Source organism: Pontibacter chitinilyticus (assembly GCF_039748935.1).
GTDB classification, from domain to species: domain Bacteria; phylum Bacteroidota; class Bacteroidia; order Cytophagales; family Hymenobacteraceae; genus Pontibacter; species Pontibacter chitinilyticus.
In genome coordinates, this window is the sequence record NZ_JBDIZJ010000004.1 from 179072 (window position 1) to 200542 (window position 21471).

The following is a 21471-nucleotide window of genomic DNA, read 5'->3' on the forward strand; positions in this document are numbered from 1 at the left end:
ATAGGTTTACCAGGTAAGGCAGAAGTATAATTTTTGAAACAACTGTAGCGGCATAAGCTATCCTGTACTCAGTTGTTAGCCTTTGAAACTTAATCACCAAATAACATGCTATAAAAGATTTAATTAAAATAGGTATACATAATCTTAACGCATTGTCAATTCTTTGAATTACTAACGCTATTAAAAACAAAGTATACAGGAGCAAAAAGCGCAGATATAACTATCTGCGCTTTTTGCTCCTGTATACTGCTAATGGTAGGTTATGTTTGATTAAAATTTCAGCAGCGCTTACTCAACCACTACACGTTTAGTCGTGCGCCCAGCTGAGGAAGTAACAGAAAGGACATACATTCCTTTCTTTATGCCGCTTAAGTCAAACTCTACTTTACGCCCATCAGTAGTTGTATTTACTTTTTTAGTTAACACGGCCTTACCATCAAAATTCTTTAGCTCAACAGTGGCTGCCCCTTCTGCTGTTTCCTTTCCCAGTTCTACATGAAGAACAGTGATTGCTGGTACAGGATAGACGGTGAGCTCATCTGAGGAAAGGCTATTCTCGCTTGTGGCACTGCTTGCTACTGCATTGCTGGCGAGAGAAGTTACACCAATACTACTATTAGGATTATTTACTACAGTGAATTTAATTGTGGTAGAGGAAGATGCTCTGCCACGCCCTCCGTTCTCTGAATATGGGGTAGCTTTAACTGTGTAATTACCGGTAGCAAACGACCAATTCTTATAGTTGCCATTTTCATCTTCGAAAGTATAAGGTGCCCCTGATTCAGTTACTTTCATACTCTGCCTACCACTCATGGCAAGCACTACACTCCCGACACTTGAACTTGGATTAAAACGAATATTCAGGTTTTTTGTCGGCAGAGCGGCCAGGTTAATAGTAGCCCCGTTTGGAAGCGTTTGAATGTCTTTGTTAGTAACAGCATTTACCAGTGTGAATGTATTACCCTGTTGTTTCGACTCAGCTACTACTCCAGTATTCACCACCTTAAATTTTACGGTAAGCGAAGAACCAGCTTTGCCTTTGCCTTGATCGCTGGAGTAAGGAGTAGCACGCAGCGTATAATTGCCAGTGGTAGGGGTCCAGCTACCCTTATCTCCCATGATCTCGTAAGGAGCAAAGGATTCTGTTACGTCCTTATTTTGCTCGCCATTTAACGAGAACTTAACGCTGCCAATCTTAGAACTGGTGTTGTATCGAATGTTTAAGTTCTTGGTTGGTAAGTTCGCAAGATCTAAGGTCGCACCGTTTGATAAGGTTTGAATATCTTTTCCGGTCTTGGCATCAAACAAGGTGTAGCTTGCTGCTTTCGTATCACTTGACTTAGCATCCTCAGTGTTCTGAGTATCGGCTTTATCAGCAAGTGTTTTTACTACAGCTGCAGCATACTTTACCATCAGCGCATCATAGGAATCATAGTTATTGACCATGCCTCTGGCCCAATTTCTTAAGCCTCGTACCTTACTCAGGTTCTTACCTTTGTCAATTGCTTCCCACCAATAAAACCCTTTAGCTTTGTAGCCATTATAAGTATGAGTAGAAATAAACTTCACATATTGTGCGAACACATTAATCTGAATCAATTCATACCCATAAATAGGATTTGTGTCATGGATTCTGCCCCACAGGAAGGGATAAACCGGCTTGTGAAGCCTTTTGCCATAATCAAGCGCTGAATCCAGAATATTCTGCATGTATTCAATGTTTCGGGCATGTCCTACTTCTTCATCCGCAAACTGTATGTATAAAGTAGGCGCCAGAAAGTCTACAAGAGAGAGTAGCTTATCATACTTACCTTTTGGGTTATAATAGCCAACAGTACTCTTTTTCCATGCTTTAAAAGGAATGCCATAGATACCTATTTTTACGTTTGGCCGTGTATCCCTAATTATACCGATGAGTTTTCGCCACTCTGCTTCAGCATTTTTATAGCGACTATCTGTGGCCGGATAATCTCGTAAAGCCTTAAATACACCTTTTCTCTCCCAATCAACTACTATTTTGCCGCCACTATTTGTACTAGGGAACAAATCCCGTAGGGTCCGTCGCACCTTAGCAGCATCTACTTTTTCATTATTCCAATCCTGGGCTATCGCATTTTCAGCTAAGAAGTTAGTTACTTCAATGTTTTTACTTTGAAAATAGTCCAGTGAGCGGGGCCCAAAGCGGTAGTTCATCACATACATCTCAAATGATGAGCCGGATACCTGAGCGAAGGATTGAATTGATAGAAGTAATAATGCAAATAAGATAAATAAATTTTTTTTCATTCTTGACAATAATTGATGCTTAATGATTTGATATGCAACAGCACAAAACTACCAACTGCTGTTTTTTATAAAGCTCTCTGTTAGGTGGAAGTAGCTTAGCTAATGAGCTATAATCTTAGCTATGAGCTACTGGCAAAGAACAGTTATGGCTTGTAAGCTCTACCAGTAATGCGTTTGTTGCTTAAGCCGTCATCATTGGCTCTTCTATCCTGAAATCTACTACTCCCAAGTAAGCCAAGCCACAGGCAAGATTCGCTGCTGCTTTTCATGAGCATCGGCTCATTTGCACTAACAAGGGAGAAACAAGCATCGGCTAAAAGTTGCTTTCTCATAATTGTTATAGTTTTACTAGGTATTTATTGATTCGTCTTTAAACATTTTCTTCATTGCGCAATGGTAGTTCTAGAGATAATCTATCTTATGTTATGATTTTACCCTGAACTGATTTTATTCAAATTAATTAGACAGAAAAAATGAAACATTTAGTTCTGGTTCAGGGTATAAATACATAAGAAGAAAGTAATACACTAACTATGAGTGCTTATTACCTCTAGTTACTTTAAAGCATATTGACATAACCATGCCAAGAACCTGCTCTGCTATAACTTGTTTAAGTATAGACATTTAAAAGCATGTTCGTTTTAAAGCGCCTGTAGAGGCAAAAGGCGAATTGTGTATCAATCTCTACAATTTGTGGAAATTGATACACAATTCACCTTTTGCGTTCTTTAATACTTCTCCAGCTAGATCATAATCTTATAGCATAAATCTGCTTCCCAAGAATTGCACCAATTTTAAAAACTATATTTTGTATTTTGCTTTAGAGCTCCGGAACCTATTGTTTGGCTTGTAAACCAATGCTAAAAGTTCTTGCCTTGTTTACTTTTATTTAAAGTAATACAAGCCCGAATTAGTAATCTACAAATATTTAAACTCTGACTAATTATCTTAATGCTGCATATTTTGAATTTGAAACATATTAGAAAGAAGCAGATTCAATGCTTTTAAAAACAGGAGCCAAGCAGAAGTATCAGGAGCTTTTAATAGTTAGAACAAAAAAGGCCGGCGAAATCGCCGGCCTTTTTTGTTCTAACTATTAGGAAAAAATAAGTTCTCACAGGTGTTGCTATCTACTATCTGTCTATAACAACGCGTTTAGTTGCGCGGCCGGTTGAAGACGTTACAACAAGGATATATACTCCTTCCTGTACCCCGCTTATATCTATCTCAGCTTTACGTCCGCTAGTTGTTGTGTTTTGCTTTTGCGTCAACACCGTTTTACCATTAAAGTCTTTCAGTTCAAGAGTGACATCGCCTTCGCCTGTTTCCTGTCCTAAATCTACATAAAGCACGATCGTTGCTGGAACGGGATAAACAGTGAGCACATCAGTTGAAAGGCTGCTTTCGCTTGTTGAGCTAATGGCCGTTGCGTTGCTGGCAATTGATGTTACCCCAATACTGCTGCTTGTGTTACTTACTACTGTGAAGTTAACAGAAAGCGTTGTACCTGCGGTACCACTGCCGCCTTTTAAGGAATAAGGAGTAGCTTTGAGTGTGTAGCTACCTACAGCAGGTGTCCAGCTGTAATAATCTCCGTTTGAGTCACCAGCTAAAGCATAAGGTGCTCCTGATTCAGTTCTGCTTTTACTTTGCGCACCGCTCAATCTAAAGACAATACTTCCTGCAGAAGAGCCCGAGTTGTAACGAATATTCAGGTGCTTAGTTGGCAACGCGGCTAAGTTGATTGTAGCACCGCTGGTAAGTGTTTTAATATCAGTATCTGTATCTGCATTTACCAGCGTAAAACTATTGCCATCCGTTGTTGGTGTAGGCGCGGGTGCTGGTTCTGGCTCAGTAGTAGTGGTTGATCCGGAAAGAGTTTTTACCACTGCCGCTGCATACTTCACCATCAGGGCATCATAGGTGTCATAGTTGGTCACCATACCTTTCGCCCAGTTGTTGATGCCATTTACCTGGCTCAGGTTAGCTGTCTTGTCACCTGACTCCCACCAGTAGAAACCTTTGGCCTTGTAGCCATTGTAGGAGTAAGTAGAAAGGAGCTTTACGTATTGAGCAAACACATCGGTCTGGATCAGTTCATATCCATAGGTTTGATTCGTATCATGGATTCTGCTCCACAGAAAAGGGTACACAGGCTTGTTTAGTCTTCTACCGCAGTCAAGTGCCGCATCCATGTTGTCGCGGATATACTGCAGGTTACGCTCATGGCCCACCTCCTCATCTGCAAACTGGATGTAAACAGAAGGAGCCAAAAAGTCCACCAGTGAAAGCAGTGCATCATACTTGCCTTGTGGGTTGTAGTACCCTACTGTGCTATCCTTCCAGCCTTTGAAGGTGATGCCATAGATGCCGATCTTCACGTTCGGACGCATGTCGCGTACAATGCTGATGAGCCTGCGCCATTCGCCTTCAGCATACTTGTAGCGGCTGTCAGTGTTGGGATAATCTCGCAAGGCTTTGAAAACACCAGGCCGCTCCCAGTTTAAGATCAGTTTGCCTCCGCTGGTGCTGTAGGGAAACAGCTTTGCTAGCGCCTGTCGTACTTTGGTCTCATCTACTTTATTGACGTTCAGCGTCTGCTCAATAGAGCTATGACTTAAATAATTCGTAACTTCGATGTTCTTGCTTTGGAAGTAGTCCAGTGAACGCGGACCAAAACGATATTTAATCACGTACATTTCAAAAGACGAGCCGGCCACCTGGGCGAAGGACTGTAGTGATAAAAGCAATAAAGCAAATAGGAGAAATAGATTTCTTTTCATTATTCTTGATGATGATGCTTGTTGATTGAACCTGGAAGCGCTTAAAACCAGTTGTTGTTGAACCTGAGTCTTTTCCTGCTTAATAAGATTTGTCTTACCGGCAGGTATTGCGACAACACTCATAAACTTACTGGTATGTTGATTGAGCCCGCTTTCCAGGCTTTATCATTTTGCATTTCTAAGTTCCCGTGTATCTCTGGCTGCATTCTTAAACACCTGTGGCTGGTGATGCAGTAGGTACCTGAGCAAAGTAGCTCATTTGCACTAACAAGGGAGAAACAAGCATCGGCTAAAAGTTGATTTCTCATAATTTGTTATTGTATTTGTTATTGTTCTATTAAGTATTTAGTTGGTTGTTTTATGCGTTTTTTGACAAAATTTGAATATTCATATAGTTTGTTCTTCTTGGTCAGATTCAAAATCTTATTGAATTTTTTTTCACTCAAATCTGAAACTTCCTTTAAGAAGTGGCGTATAACTTAATGTTAAACCCTTTCTAGTTGAATTGTGGAAGTGCACTATTATAATTGTGCCAAAAACAATTCAAAATGTAATGATCTAAAAACTAGCAGTTTATAAACTATCCTCCTTTAGAGCTGTGTAGAAGACAAAGCCCTGTGTGTGTAAGAATTCCTCATATTGTAGAATTCTTACACACACAGGGCTTTGTCTTCTGTTACTACTATACTTATAGTAGTATTTTACTAGACAGATCAACATTAAAACAAATTATATGCCTTAAAATAAAGCACTTATGTGCTACGTAACACGTTATGGCTTCTAAATAGATGCGCTATATCACTCTCAGCAGGGCTAATATGCAATTAATACGAGCGAAAACTCATCGTAACGTTGAACGCCTACCCCTTAAATTAAACGACTCTACAGGAGCCAGATAAGCTTATATTAGCTAACCCAGCACTCCAAAGTTTGAGAGCAAAGCCCGCGTAAATTACTGTGGAATGGAGCAAAATTGCAGATTTTACCCTGCTATAAGTAATACAGTTGCAAATACAGCCTTCGTAAGCTTTGCAAAGCTTACGAAGGCTGTATGATCTAAAATTGCATTTGAATTATAGCAACAAGAATCTCAGCAAAGAAGCGGCATGCGGATTTTCTAAAAAAGCAATAAGAGGACAACATGTTTACTTTATAAGGATTGCATAAAAGTTTATTCAAAACAAAGGAGCCAGGCTGTACAGCCTGGCTCCTTTGTTTTGAATACTAAAAGTATACTTGTAGAAAAAGAGTATTATCAGATTATTTGATAACAACACGTTTAGTTGTGTGCCAGGTAGAGGAGCTTACGGACAGCAGATATATTCCAGGCTTCATTCCTTTTACATCTAACTTCGCTTTACGCTCAGCAGCTACCGCGCTCATTTTCTTTGTTAGCATTACCTGTCCGCTAAGGTTCTGTAGCATAATGCTTACATCAGTTTTATCAGCTTCGTGTCCTAGTTCAACGTTAAGCTCGGTTGTAGCAGGAACTGGATAGACAGTAAGTACATCAGCTGAAAGGCTAGTTTGCTCTGTTGCACCAACCGCAGTTGCCTTACTGGTAATCGAAGTCGCCGCTATAGTTGCACTAGTGTTATTCACCACAGAGAAGGTAATAGTAGTAGAAGTTCCGGCAGTTCCTGTGGCTTTTAAACCTGCGTATGGCGTTGCTTTAAGCGTGTAACTGCCTAGCGCAGGAACCCAGGCGTAGTAGTCACCACTTTGATCTCCAAACATTGCATAAGGGGCTCCCGATTCTACCACGTTCTTGGTCTTTGCACCACTCAGCGACAGGGCCACACTTCGCATACCTGAAGCGGCATTGTAGCGGATGTTAAGGTTTTTGGTAGGCAAAGTGGCAAGGTTAATGGTGGCACCGCTGGCGAGCGTCTGAATGTCGGTGTCGGTGTCGGCATTTACCAATGTGAAACTAGTAGACTCAGGTGCCGGCAAAGATTCTGGCATTGGTGTTTCTTTTACTACTGTAAAAGAAATAGTAAGCGAAGATCCTGCTGTACCAGTAGCTTTTGAAGCTGAGTATGGTGTTGACTTGAGCGTATAGCTACCTACAACTGGACTCCAGCTACCATTATCACCCATCAAATCATAAGGAGCAATAGACTCTACAGCGTTTTTACTTTGTGCACCATTCAGCGCTAATACGACGCTACCTACAGCTGTATTTGTATTAGCACGAACATTCAAATAAGTTGTAGGAAGGGCAGCAAGATTCAGGACTGTCCCATTTGTAAGTGTCTGAAGCTCTTTACCTGTGCTCGCATCAAATAATGTGTAGCTCGTTATTTCAGGAGCAGGTGCTGGTGACGGAGCAGGTGCTGGTGCCGGAGCAGGCGCTGGTGCCGGAGCAGGCGCTGGTGCCGGAGCAGGCGCTGGTGCCGGAGCAGGCGCTGGTGCTGCATTTACCACAGAGAAGGTAATAGTAGTAGAAGTTCCGGCAGTTCCTGTGGCTTTTAAACCTGCGTATGGCGTTGCTTTAAGCGTGTAACTGCCTAGCGCAGGAACCCAGGCGTAGTAGTCACCACTTTGATCTCCAAACATTGCATAAGGGGCTCCCGATTCTACCACGTTCTTGGTCTTTGCACCACTCAGCGACAGGGCCACACTTCGCATACCTGAAGCGGCATTGTAGCGGATGTTAAGGTTTTTGGTAGGCAAAGTGGCAAGGTTAATGGTGGCACCGCTGGCGAGCGTCTGAATGTCGGTGTCGGTGTCGGCATTTACCAATGTAAAGCTGTAAGCTTCAGGCGTTGGTGCGGGTGCTGGAGCAGGAGTAGGCTCAGGGGTAGGTTCAGGAGTAGGTGTAGGCTCTGGAGCTGGTGCTGGTGCTGGTTCTGGAGCAGGTTCTGGTGCTGGAGCAGGCTCAGTAGTAGTTGTTTCAGCAAGAGTTTTTACCACTGCCGCTGCATACTTCACCATCAGGGCATCATAGGTGTCATAGTTGGTCACCATGCCCTTTGCCCAGTTGTTGATGCCATTTACCTGGCTCAGGTTAGCTGTCTTGTCACCTGACTCCCACCAGTAGAAACCCTTGGCCTTGTAGCCATTGTAGGAGTAAGTAGAAAGGAGTTTTACATACTGAGCAAACACATCGATCTGGATCAGTTCATATCCATAAGTCGGGTTGGTGTCATGGATTCTGCCCCACAGGAAAGGGTACACAGGCTTGTTTAGTCTTTTGCCATAATCAAGCGCCGCATCCATGTTGTCGCGGATATACTGCAGGTTACGCTCATGGCCCACCTCCTCATCTGCAAACTGGATGTAAACAGAAGGAGCCAAAAAGTCCACCAGTGAAAGCAGTGCATCATACTTGCCTTGTGGGTTGTAGTACCCTACTGTGCTCTGCTTCCAGCCTTTGAAGGTGATGCCGTAGATGCCGATCTTCACGTTCGGACGCATATCACGTACAATGCTGATGAGCCTGCGCCATTCGCCTTCGGCATACTTGTAGCGGCTGTCAGTGTTGGGATAATCTCGCAAGGCTTTGAAAACTCCATCACGCTCCCAGTTTAAGATCAGCTTGCCTCCGCTGGTGCTGTAGGGAAACAGTTTTGCTAGTGCCTGTCGTACTTTGGTCTCATCTACTTTGTTGACGTTCAGCGTCTGCTCAATGGAGCTATGACTAAAATAATTCGTAACTTCGATGTTCATGCTTTGGAAGTAGTCCAGTGAACGCGGACCAAAGCGGTAACTCATCACATACATTTCAAAAGACGAGCCGGCCACCTGGGCGAAGGACTGTAGTGATAAAAGCAATAAAGCAAATAGGAGAAGTAGATTTCTTTTCATTATTCTTGATGATGATGCTTGTTGATTGAACCTGGAAGCGCTTGAAACCAGCTGCATTCCAATTTTAGACATAGTATACCAGGCAGGACTATCCTTACCAATCGGCGTTTTGTTAAACCTCATACCTCTACGGCTTCCGTCTAACTGATTAAAACCTGTCTTGTACTACTATCAGCAAGCATCCTTGCGCCTAACTGATTGTTGCGGAACTGTCTATCCCGGCTCTCTAATTTCCCAAACGTGATTAACCTGGTCTCATAACTACTGCAACTGCAGCTTTTTAAGAGCATCGGTTCATTTGCACTAACAAGGGAGAAACAAGCATCGGCTAAAAGTTGATTTCTCATAATTGTTATAGTTTTAAAACGTTTATATTTTACTTGAGCCAAAACTAAATAAAAAAACCATATCTACAATACTTAGTTTAACTATTATTTAAAATTTCATATAACTTATTAAAAATTAAAACGTAGTCCAATATTTGCAACAATGCACTGCTTCGTAATAAATGAAGTATGAAAACGCATCCATAATAATAAAAATATCAAAATAAATCAAAAATCAAATATTATACACTGATTTTAAGCAACTTATAAATAAAACTATAACATAACGCAACATAGAAATCAGACGAAAAATCTTTTTACTCTTCTAAAAACTAACCTCAGCATTTCATAAGCTCCAAAAACACCACATTTTAAGTGCAACTATACACGTAAGCTATAAACCTTTAAAACTTTACCACCACCTTAATAAGATCACAAAAAGTAAAGTTTTAAGTTTATATACATTTATAAATTTAGTTATACTTTAAAATATAACTGTTACTGCAATATTATAGCAACCATACTATAAGCTTGGCTTTTGGAGTTAAAAGTTAATCTCTGTTGAAAGTGATGCCTGAATGTGGATGTAGATTATGAAAGCCATAAATAGTATGTATGCGAATTGTTGCCTTTTCAGGAATTTAACTGAAGAAGGTTAGTGGCTTCTACCACCTCTTCGCAGGATTACCTTTGATGTATACCACATGCTAACAGTTTCTTTTGGTAGCAAAAGAACTGGGCTAATGAATGCGTTATTAAAATTGCATGAGCAGTTTATACATCAAGCCTGAAGACAGGCAAGCATGACTTACACTTTTAGAAGAAGACAAAAGAAAAGATGGCAGAATCGCCGCTGATATTTATAAAAGACATCCTAATGCCTGCTCACAAACCTGCTTTCATCAAAATAGCAGAGTAGTAATTACTAGTAGGTGAACAAGCGGGGAGCGTGGCTTACAAAGCCTAATCAGACAATAGAAGTGAGAAGTGCGGTGCCTGCTGAAAAGGATAAGGAAAGTTAATTTATCCTGCGTAGATAATTAATCTGTCGTGCCAGCTAGAGTTGTTCACAATAGCACCCGCATCGTAGAAAGCCCGGGTGCTTTAACAGCGCCGATGATTTGCAGGAGAGCTTCACTACAGAAGGAGGCTGTGGGTAGTTCCTAACGGCCAATTAAATCTCTGGCCGTTGGAGTATGTTGAAGACTCTGATATTCTATTTAGGAAGGTTATTTACTCAATGTGGAATTAACGTTTGTGATGTACTTTTCAATAAGTTGCTGCCAGTCAAAGTTTTTTGCTCTTTCTGTCGCGTTCATACTCATCTTATTGTACTGAGGTAAAATAGCATCTATTCTTTGCTTTAACTCATCTAATGAATTATAATCACAAGAATAACCTACTTCCCCTTCTTCAAAATAGCCATCCACACCATCATTCCGAGTATAAACAATAGGCAATCCTTGTGATAGGGCTTCTATATAAACGACGCCGAATGTTTCTGAATAAGAAAGGAGCACGAAAATATCATTCTCTCTGTATACTTGTAAAAGTCTGTTCGGATCTCTTATTTCCCCCAAGTAATTGATAGAATTCCCTTCCTTGATATGTTTAGAAATTTCAGCGAAATCTAATTCTAAAGTATTCTTTCCTACTATGGTCAGGTTATATCGTTTATCATTGTATTTACTAATAAACTCAATTAAGACATCAAGCTTTTTTCGCGTAATAATCTGCCCTACAAAAAGGATGTTTACCGTCTCAAATGTCTTTTGCTGAGAACTTCTATCGTAGATATTTTCCAACCAAAATTTATCGATCCCATTAGGCAGAAAAAAAAGCTTATTACTTACCAAACCTGGGTATAAAGCATCTATGCGCTTTTGATGTGGTGGTGATACTAAGAAAACCATACTTGCATCAGCAAGTATTCTTTTAGCTATTATCCGGAAAACAGAACTACCTGCTATAAAGAAATCAACATCAGTGCTTCGGATGGTTACGACATACTTTTTCTTGAGCAAGCGGCTCAGAATATAAGCTGGAATTCCATCGCTTATTAATGTATGGGCATGTATATAATCAACATCTCTATCTAGCTTCTTTTTATAAAAAAGGCCTAAGACCTTGAATATTTTGGTAAAAAAGATTTTTTTATCTATTCCAGAGAATACATAATCTATATCCATTCCTTCAATATGATCTTCTTTGAAATGTTTATAGACTGGAATTAAAAAGTTATCAGGTCTATATGCAGTAACTCCCTTGAAAAAGTTGTAATGAATTCGGTTGGTTAAAAAGTAGCTGTTAATATGTAAAGCTTTTTTTTGATTCATATTTTGCAATAGTTAAGCTAGTTGTTGATGAACTACAGCCCGCGATCTGTAAAGCTCTGTTATATTTTGTTTAGCTGTTGTGTAAGTTACACTCAATATTAAAATAGAGTAGTACCAGAAGGAAGCGTTATTATAAATAGCTTGTGAGAACATAGCATAGATTAGGTACTGCAGAAACAAAACACTTACCCAAGCATTCGGATTAGATGAAGAAATCAGCCGATAGGAAGTAAACAAACCTTGTAGTATCCATCTGATTAAAATTAAACCGCCAATAAAACCTGTTGCCATAAATGATTCTAAGATCATATTATGAGGGTAAAAGCCGGCACCTACTCCCTCTTGCAGTAGAAAAGAAGTTCCTATTATAGGTGAATCTAAAATTTCTTTGATTGCTTCCGCATATAAAAGATCTCTGCCTGATGAGTTACCATTGTTGATCGTAGATAGAACCCTGTTGATAAAGCTTCCTCCGAAGCCTGACAGGAGCTCAATAATCTGGTCGCTAAATATGATAAGCGGTACTGTTAGGAGCATAATAAACAATAACCCTTTAACAATACCTGTATTATTGATCTGAAAAAACAACAAGCAAAATAATAAAGCAACTAAGGGACTTCTACTTCCTGCTAAATACATAATGAATATGCCGAAGAAAAAGCAAGCAATATAAAATAGCTTTTTATATAATCCCTCGCTCCTGGTGAACAAGAACATCGATAGCAAAGCAAAGGTAACTCCATAATGGCCATAAGAGATTGTATTCATGGCTGAACTACCATTGTACTGTCCATTGTGTGTTACTTCTTCGTTGAGCGGGTTTGAGAGATTCAGGAAGAGCGAAGTAAGTAACGCAAGCATGAGTAATCTAAAAAACCACTTTAACACCCATGCATAATCAACGTTATCTGCATATCTTATTGCAGCGGCAGGGATGATACATACGCCTACAGCATTTAGCAAATAGTCTGAAGTATTTGGAAAAACAGTAGCCTTAATGCCGACATAATAGAGATCATAAACCATTCTGAACACGTAAAGTGCCCAGAAAGTAAAAAAGAATACCCACTGGAGGGCAGGAAATGTCTGATGCCCTTTCCACATTGTACCTCTAAAAAGAATGTATAATGACCAAAGGAGCACGACTCCTCTAAAAGGAACTGTGAAAAGCCTACTATTTGCTCCTCCCATAATATCGGGCAAAAAGCTCATAATAATATAGCCTACCAGCAGAACTAAGATGTATAAAGCATTTAATCGATTAGTTCTATTTATCATAACAAATAAATTTAGGAAGTCACCTATCTACTTTATCAGAACAACTGTTAGAAGAATTATATATCTGGTTACTGAAAAGTAGAAAAGAACAGCTAGTCTTTAGATTGCGTTATTCTGATGGCAAATTAAGTGAGTCTTTAGAAATATTCCGTTAACCTGTTTAAGCTATAAAAACATAATTTAAAGGAAATCTTGCTGGTAAACAGAAGAAGCTATCCAACACAAATTCGATTATATTAAAACATGTTTCTGCTATGTTATAAAGTATAAACAGTAGTGGAAAGAAGTTGATTTATTCAGCAGAAAGACTACATGCTAACTCTATATTGCGCTTGAGTTAGCATTTTTTTTCAGCTCTTTACTGTTCAGGTATTAATAATCTCTAACAGCGTGTCAACATTCTTTTCAACTGTAAACTTATACGAGTTCTCTTTTGCAATGCGCCCCATTTCAGGCCAGGTATTCTTCTTTGAAATAGATAAGTTGAATGCTTGTTGATAGCTTAAGGCAGTAGCTTTGTCTACCAACCAGCCATTGGCACCATCTACAATCATTTCAGAAGGGCCACCCAACTTATACGCAATTACTGGTTTTCCTGCTCCCATAGCCTCAGCTATTGTTATACCGAAAGGCTCTACATTTCTACGCCCATTGATAACAACATCAACACTTGAATAGAACTCGGGCATGCTAGTGATATTACCTAAAAAATGGACTTGCTTATTAAATAAAGAGCCCGCTTTTTCCTGTACCTTCAAAGCAAAGTCAGAGTCTAATGGCTCTCCTGCAATTAGCAGGTGCCCACCATTCCTACTGACGTCTGAATTCACAAACGCTTCGACAACAAGATCCTGTGCTTTATCTTCATGCATCCTTGCAGCTAAGCCATACACGGGTGTATCGCTGCCCAGATCCAAGTTATCCCGAAAGACAGGTGCACTCTTCTCTACACGCTTGTTATCAAAACCTGGGTACACCACATACTTACACTGCCTTCCCAAACTTGATTTGGTAAAAAAGCTGTTTGCAACCTGAACAATGCCATACCTTTTACAGAAAGCATTGTAATAGTTTTTAGAAAAGGTTGTTCTGGCAACATTTGGCAGGTGCCATAAGACTTTTGTTTTTAATCTCTTTGCCAGCTGACCAGCAAAGTGCATAAATAATGGCCTTCTGTAAATTATAGCATTATACTTGGTACTAGCACTAATCTGATTCTCAATCACACGGCTGTATTTCACACCATAGCGATACGTAACAAGGATAGAAGATAGTATACTGAAAATCGGACCGCCATATGAAGCTTCCAGTGCAGGTAACTTAAAAGAACTGCTGCTTATTTTCTGATACTCATCAGCACTATTTCCTTCGCCTAAAATTATAACATCTACTACCGCTCCTCTTTGTCTTAGTTCTTCTATAAACTGCTTTTCACAGGTAAAAACGCCTCCTTTATCATTGCCATTAACAATTTTCAAGATTCTCATAAGCTTCTATCTAACTCTTTCTCCTCCAAACATCAATCGGAAGAACTCAACTGCGTAAATAAAAAACAAGTAAGTATTTACACCTGTAACTTTTAATTTTTCTATAAAGGTAAGCCTCTTCTCATTCTTAAAGAGCAGGAAGGTATTGTAGATAACAGTCATATAAAAAAGGAAAGGCAGGTAAAGAAAATTCTTTATAATACTCAGCCAATCTGTTCTAAACTTTTTAATTCCTCCAAAAACTCTAAGCTTCTTTTTCTTAAAAGCTTTAAAAGTACTTCTTGCCGGATGCCTTATTATTACATTTTCAGCATACATCAAGCTATAGCCATACTCGTTCGCCCTTCTGTTCCACCCGATATCCTCTCCTGACTTTTTCTCACAATCGAAAACACCTACTTTTTCAAATAACTCCTTCTTAACAAATAGGTTAGCTGTTACAGCACCCTTAAGCACATTCACTGCTCTTTTTTGATTAAAGCTGTAAACACTTTCATATAATTCTACCCAAGATCTATCTGCATCATCCTGGTAGAACAATTCTATATGGCCTGCTATTCGGTCAATGCTCTTGGTATCAAATATCTGAACTGCATTTTTAATCCAGGTAGGATATGGTATACAATCTGAATCTGTAAATCCATAAATCTCACCTCTTGCTATACTTATCGCTCTATTTCTTGCAGCGTATGATCCTGGAGCACTTTCATGAACAATCTTAAAATTTTCTGGCAAGCTATATTCCTGCGGTACCGGGTCATTGGGATCATTGTTCACAATAATCACTTCAAACAGTTCCTTTGGATATTCTTGTTTAGCTAGTGCATCAATACAAAGTGATAATCTGTCCCAATCGTGGTAAGTAGGTATTATTATTGAGATAAATCTGTTAGAAATCATACAGGGTGTTTGATAAAAGCAGGATAAGTGGTGTTACTTAATTACAAAACTTTAGTTTTGCTCTGTTATTTTTTAAAGGCAAATTCAAAAGCAGAGTCAGACATTATCTGTCTGAAATTCATCCTGGTAGTTATTGGATAGCTTCTTAGTAAGTGCATGTTCGTAATAAGACAATAAAGCTGAAGCATTTAACACTTCAATTCATTTCTGCTTACTCTAAATTAAGTAACAATTGTAGCAGCTATGACTGGCATTAATACCGGAGTAAATGAATGTTTTTAAACACGAACACTTGCCATTCTGTCAATTTTAGAAAAATGTTCGAAAGCCCATACTTCCTTTTTGAGCTATGTCGAATGAACTTTATCAACATATCAAATTTAGTAAGAGCGTTGATTTCGTTGAAATCATACCTTTTAACATGCGCTTTAAAAAAAGGCATGTCTAATTCACTAATCAGAAGCAGGTAGTAGTATAAATAGACTAAAATATTCTTCTTGTACACAGGAGTGAGTTGATTATGCTCACGTAGGAACTCATAGATATCTCGGCGTAAATTATATCTGTTTAGATAGATTTTAAGCCGTTTTTCTAGGTTATCAGTTTTGGTAATCGAATCTGGCTGTGCAAATATAGATGTTTGGATTTGATGCGTAATTTCAACTTTCGCATTCAACTTAAACACTCTAAACATTAGGTCATACTCCTGCGATGAACTTAGTTCCTCATTCCACCCATTCACTTTAAGCAAGCTTTCCTTTCTCCAAATATTTGCACTGGTTCTGCCAAGCTTAGAGTTTATAAGGCCAAGCCAAGGGTCATCTTCTGCTATTCTGTCGGCGTAACGTTTCTGAGTTACTGAGTGAAATATAGTATAATCGCCAATAACTATATCCGGGTTTTTACTTTCTACAACGGCCATTTGCTGCTCTATTTTTAAGGGCAGTAGTTCATCATCTGCATCCAGAAACTGAATCCAGTCTCCTTTTGCCATCGATAGCCCAAGATTTCGAGCAGCACAAGCACCTTTTTTCTTTTCTGAATACACCGTGATTTTATCCGGATGGCTCTTTTCAAATTCTTTTAGGACAGCAAAGGTATTGTCGGTTGAATTATTATCTACTAGCAACAATTCAATGTCTTTGTAAGATTGAGACAAGGCACTATTGATGGCTCTTCCTACAAAGTGTTCGCCATTAAAACACGGAATTATAACTGATACTAACCTCGGCATTGATATTATAATTTGATTATTTTTTCACCTTAAACCCTTAAGCGCTTCTGATCTTATTAGAAAAAAGGCTAAAAGTCTGCTGTTCAATTTAGATTAATTAGGTCTGGAAGTTATATCGTACTCTAAAAGTAAGTATAGCTTTTAGAGCTGTAGTCTTTGATCAAGAAACGGATACTTCTTTTTCTTTAATAATTTTAAAATGCTTCAGTTGAACAAGGATTTCTGATTTCATAAAAATCCATATTACAACGGCATAACTTAACCCCAAGGCTAGGGCACAAAGGATATAGTGTACTCCCATATCGTAGAGGAGTAAGGATACCAGCAAGGACACCAAAGTTGCTGACAGAGGAGCTTTCATACTAGTGAATAAATCTATAAACCGCACATCTATAAACCTCTTCAGATAATATTGAGCTATTATAACTTCTATAACCTTATTAAACACATAGGCCCAGGCTGCTCCTACAATACCAAACTGGTAAATTCCCAAAGAAATAGTCGGGACGTATATAGAAGCTTTTAAAAACTGCATATTCATACCGAGTTTAGCATGCCCTAGCCCCCTGATTAATGTTAAGTGGCTGTTAGCTAACAAGTGAATCATAACTGAAGCTGCCAGTAGTTTCAAAGGCATGACAGAGGCACCCCATTTTGCACCATATACATGTAGTATGAGCGGTCTGCCAAGCACGATCAAAAACACCATAATAGGGTAAATAACCATACTATTGTATCTCACCACCTGCAAATAGTATTTTTTCAAAGAGACAAGATCATCCTGCTTCTGCCCATAAATCGGAAACATTACCTTGTTGATAAGCGTGGTCAGCTGATCTCTAAATGTATCTGTAAGCACAAAAGCCAAAGTATAGACCCCAAGCGCTGTAGCACTTAACAGTTTACCAATTAATAAATAGTCAATGTTGGCGACAAGTGTATTCACAAAGTTGGTTCCGGTGCTATATACACCAAACCCAAACACATCTTTGAAAGCTTGCTTCTCCCAAATTAGTTTGGGCGTCCAATGCGTTGCTCTGAAGAATAAAGGCATCGCTACCAGAAACGTAGCTACTGAGTTAAAAACCAACGCCCAAACGCCAGCACCCATATAAGCTAACCCCAGCGCTAATACACCTGAAAAAGCCGTGGAAGCATTGCTGATAAACGCCAGCTTTTTAAAGTCCATCCGCTTTGTAAGCTGAGCCCTGTGTACTAAATTAACGGGGCTGGAAAGGACGCCGATGCTCAGCACTGGTATAATACTGCGCAGCATAGGTTGGTGGTAAAAAATAGCTGCCAATGGGGCAACGGCAAAAGCTATAATCAGGTAAATCGCAACAGACCAGACTACTCCTGTCCAGAATGCGGTATGGTAATGTGCTTCCCTTAATTTATCTTCTTTTCGCTGTACAAGCGCAGATCCAATCCCTAAATCGTTGAACACCTGCACAAAACTTGTAAACACCGCCGCCATTCCGACCAATCCAAACTGTTCTGGAAAAAGCAATTTGGCAAGCACCAGCTTGATAGCAAAGCCAAAAAACTTATTTACTCCTAGCTGAACAAAATTCCAGAATATCCCACTTACGGCCTTCTCCTTAAGCTTTTGAGTCTTCATTTATAAAAAATAATACAAAAAGTTATTAGCAAACATGTAGAGTGAAGAGATACACATAATGCAGTGCTCAAACCTGCATTATGTGCGTCTTTAAGTATTTTTAAAATTGGGGCAGTGAAATAACAGGGAAGTGAAAAGCCTTAACTTTCCTGTTTCGTTTTACTTTTCCAGCTGCTATTTCCCTGATTGTAACCATAGCCATAAGTATAGCCGTCTTCTTTTTGAGCGTCGTTAACAACGATCATTGGCTGACTAAGCTTTTTCTTACTGTAAAGATCATTAATGATATCTAACTGAGACTTGTAAGTATAATTGTTCCTTACAATATAGATATTGGCATCAGCATAAGGAGCTAGTGCTAGTGCGTCAGCAACTTGGCCTACAGGCGATGTATCAATGATGATATAATCAAATATTTGCTTCAACTCATCTAGCAGCCTACCTGCCTTAGGTAGCAGCATCAATTCGGATGGGTTTTCAGGTAGTGGGCCTGATCCTATTAAGAACAGGTCTGGAATCACCTGAGATGGCATTATTATGTCATGTACTGAAACAGAATTTGAAAGAAGGTAATTCGTTATACCTTCATTCTCATCAGGTAATCCCAAACGCTGAAACAGTGCTGGTTTCCTAAAATCAAAATCCAGAATCACTACCCGCTTACCGGCTTGAACCAGACTGGCACCAAGATTTAAGCTAAAAAAGGTTTTGCCTTCTCCCCCCATACTAGATGAAACCATAATTACTTTGGTTTCCTGCCCAAGGGTAGCAAATTGCAGGTTAGCACGTATAAGCCTGAATTGTTCTGCTATAGGAGAGCGACTATTCGAAGTTACAACCAATGCATCTTGTGTTTTACGATGCACAATTTCACCTAAAATAGGGGTATTAGTGGCTTTCTCAATATCTCCTAAATTCTGTACTTTATCATTTAGCGCATCCTTTATAAAGATAAAGGCAAAAGGCATTCCCATTCCTAGAAGCAGGGCGAGCAGGTATACCAATGCTTTTCTAGGTTTTACAGGATCATCACCTGCTACAGCAGAATCAATCACACGAGAGTTAGCCACCGTAGCTACCAGCGACATCGCTGATTCTTCCCGCTTCTGTAACAGATACAGGTATAACCCTTCTTTTATACTTTGCTGGCGGTTAATCTCCAGCAACTCCCGCTCCATAACAGGCACCTGCTGTATTTTAGACTGGAACTGAGAAGAACTAGCTTGCAGGTTTTTACGCGTAATTTCTAAGCTGTTCTTAATATTTTGCAGGTTCTCAAGAATGTTTTCTTTTAAATTCTTAAGCTGCTCATTTGTATTAAGCACCAGTGGGTTGCTAGGCTGTAGCGTTCGGAGCATACGGGTACGCTCCAATTGTAAAGTATTAAACTGTGAAATCAGCCCTTGAAGCGTTGGATCATTGATACTCAGCGTACTAGGCACCAACTCATATTGATCTCCGTTTTTGCGCAGGTAGTCTTCAATTGATTTCAGTACATCTAACTGTATTCCCCACTCAGCAAGCTGTCTGTTATATTCACTCTCTTTCTGAAGGTATATTTGCGCCTCTGACGTTACATTCGTCACGTCGTTTTTACGCTTGTAACGTTCAACACTTTTTTCAACATCTGTCAATTCAGCTGTTAAATACTCCAGGCGTCCGTTAACGAATTTAATGGTACTGGAAGCTACAGAGTTTTTATCCTCCATTGCCTCCTTGTTATAATCTTCTATAAGCTTATTCACAACATCTACGCCTCTTTGAGGGAGGGCGTCAGTTAATGTGATGGACAGAACGCTGGCATCTTTATTTGTAGGAGCAATCAAAAGACGCCCTCTATAAGAGTCCGCTAACTTCTCAATGTTTTTAAAATTGAGCGTAATCTTCTTGTACTTATCTTCAACACCTGGCACCTCTACCACAGTAAAAGAACCATAAGGTTTGTTTATCTCCTGTCCGAACTGGTAAGTTTTTATATCCTCTCCATCCTGTAGCTTAAAGCTGTTTTTACCATTTAGATACAGTGTTAGCTCTTTTTCATAAGCTTTCTTGGTAAGGTTCCCGATAATTACTTTCACAGGCACATCTTTACCATATATTTCTGAGTATTTCACCTCGCCCTCAATCAAATAGCTTGTATTTAAAGAAAGCTCCGTTAATACACGCTGCATCAGGCTTTTTGATCTCAGTACTTCTATTTCATTATTCATGTTCTTAGAAGATCTGAAAATATCAAAGTCATTATCAATCGTGTTACCTGCTAATTCAGGGCCTCTTGTATCGTCTTTAATGAGCAAAGTACTGCTTATCAAATATTCAGGCGTTGTATAACGTAAGTATAGGTAAGCAATACCTACACATAGCACAACACACGCCACAAACAAATACCAATATCTCAGATACTTCTGTAGAATCCCTTTCAAATTTATTTGCTCTGGCTGTAGCTGAAGCATGTCTTTATTATTCATAGCAAATGGAATTACCTATACAATCTTGATATAATGAGTGTTGTCACTGAAATAACTGATAATAAAAGTGAGATGTTACGGGTATTGGTTGTCGCCTGAATGGTTCTGATCTTGTTTGGCTCCACATACACTACATCATTTTGCTGAAGATAAAAGTATGGAGAGTTCAACACCTCTTTTGAGTTTAAATCAAGCCGGGCTAGTTTGCGTACTCCATTCTCCTCCCGTATCAACAATACATTTTCTCTTTTACCATACGATGTCATATCACCGGCTAACCCTAGCGCCTCCAACACATTTATCTTTTCAGAAGGAATTGTAAAAGTGGACGGGTTTTTTACTTCGCCTATCACTGTTACTCTGAAATTAATAAAGCGGATATTAACGGACGGATCTTTTAAATAGTTCTGAAGTTCAGCCATTAACTTCGCTTTCGCCTGCTGCTTTGTAAGCCCTCCTACGTTCACTTTCCCCAGCACCGGGAACTCAATGTTACCGTCTTTATCTACTAAATAACCTTCTTCGCCGGCCCTGCTGCTTGAAACACCAGTACTTGTACTTGAAGGGGTGATTAAGACACCTTTATTAAACAATGCATTCGCTTCCGGATTTAAACTACTTACTGTGATATTCAATAAGTCGTCAGGCTGAATCTTTGGTTCAGTTTCATTACTTATTTTTTCAGAATACACTGCATTATCGGGTAGGTCTTTGAAATAAGCTAAGTCTTTTGCAGACCTACAGGAAAACATGAATAGTAAACAAAGAGCGTACAATAAATTAATCTTCATTTCGGGTGTTCTTGAATAGTTAGGGATATTAGAGCTTGGGCATTACCGCTATATACATCGCATTTAATATATATTCGGAGATGTTTGTGAATAGTTACGTAAGATGCTCTGAAAGGTATGTAGGCTACGTTAAATTTATTAGTAAAATAAC

General features: G+C 39.4%; 12 protein-coding genes. All 12 read right to left on the reverse strand.

All coding sequences use genetic code 11. From position 1 onward, the window contains the following. Positions 1–288: 288 nt before the first annotated feature. The 12 genes from ABDW72_RS08950 to ABDW72_RS09005 all read right to left on the reverse strand — a co-directional run bounded on the left by ABDW72_RS08950 (position 289) and on the right by ABDW72_RS09005 (position 21320). Entirely contained in the window at positions 289–2286 is a 1998-nt protein-coding gene (locus tag ABDW72_RS08950; protein ID WP_347158202.1) for a T9SS type A sorting domain-containing protein, read from the reverse strand. Positions 2287–2429: 143 nt separating this feature from the next. Next, positions 2430–2618: a hypothetical protein gene (locus tag ABDW72_RS08955; RefSeq protein ID WP_347158203.1), complete on the reverse strand. Its 189-nt coding sequence runs from the start codon at positions 2616–2618 to the stop codon at positions 2430–2432. An 801-nt stretch (positions 2619–3419) separates the two neighbouring features. Further along, positions 3420–5069, reverse strand: a complete 1650-nt coding sequence (locus ABDW72_RS08960) for a T9SS type A sorting domain-containing protein (protein ID WP_347158204.1) — start codon at positions 5067–5069, stop codon at positions 3420–3422. Positions 5070–6329: 1260 nt separating this feature from the next. Continuing rightward, positions 6330–8879 (reverse strand): T9SS type A sorting domain-containing protein, encoded by a 2550-nt coding sequence (locus tag ABDW72_RS08965; protein ID WP_347158205.1) that lies wholly within the window; start codon positions 8877–8879, stop codon positions 6330–6332. Positions 8880–10434: 1555 nt separating this feature from the next. Then, positions 10435–11541 carry a glycosyltransferase family 4 protein gene (locus tag ABDW72_RS08970; protein ID WP_347158206.1) on the reverse strand — a complete coding sequence of 369 codons (1107 nt, stop codon included), beginning with the start codon at positions 11539–11541 and terminating at the stop codon, positions 10435–10437. 12 nt (positions 11542–11553) lie between these two features. Then, positions 11554–12819 (reverse strand): O-antigen ligase family protein, encoded by a 1266-nt coding sequence (locus tag ABDW72_RS08975; RefSeq protein ID WP_347158207.1) that lies wholly within the window; start codon positions 12817–12819, stop codon positions 11554–11556. Positions 12820–13184: 365 nt separating this feature from the next. Beyond that, on the reverse strand, positions 13185–14306 hold the full coding sequence (locus ABDW72_RS08980; protein WP_347158208.1) for a glycosyltransferase family 4 protein: 1122 nt from the start codon (positions 14304–14306) through the stop codon (positions 13185–13187). Between the two features lie 6 nt (positions 14307–14312). Next, positions 14313–15206, reverse strand: coding sequence for a glycosyltransferase family 2 protein (locus tag ABDW72_RS08985; RefSeq protein ID WP_347158209.1), 894 nt, complete (start codon positions 15204–15206; stop codon positions 14313–14315). 253 nt (positions 15207–15459) lie between these two features. Further along, positions 15460–16440, reverse strand: a complete 981-nt coding sequence (locus ABDW72_RS08990; RefSeq protein ID WP_347158210.1) for a glycosyltransferase family 2 protein — start codon at positions 16438–16440, stop codon at positions 15460–15462. A gap of 160 nt (positions 16441–16600) precedes the next feature. Further along, complete coding sequence (locus ABDW72_RS08995) at positions 16601–18061, reverse strand: lipopolysaccharide biosynthesis protein (RefSeq protein ID WP_347158211.1); 1461 nt, start codon at positions 18059–18061, stop codon at positions 16601–16603. 140 nt (positions 18062–18201) lie between these two features. Continuing rightward, entirely contained in the window at positions 18202–20529 is a 2328-nt protein-coding gene (locus tag ABDW72_RS09000) for a GumC family protein (protein ID WP_347158212.1), read from the reverse strand. An 11-nt stretch (positions 20530–20540) separates the two neighbouring features. Beyond that, complete coding sequence (locus ABDW72_RS09005) at positions 20541–21320, reverse strand: polysaccharide biosynthesis/export family protein (protein WP_347158213.1); 780 nt, start codon at positions 21318–21320, stop codon at positions 20541–20543. Between the last annotated feature and the right edge of the window lie 151 nt (positions 21321–21471).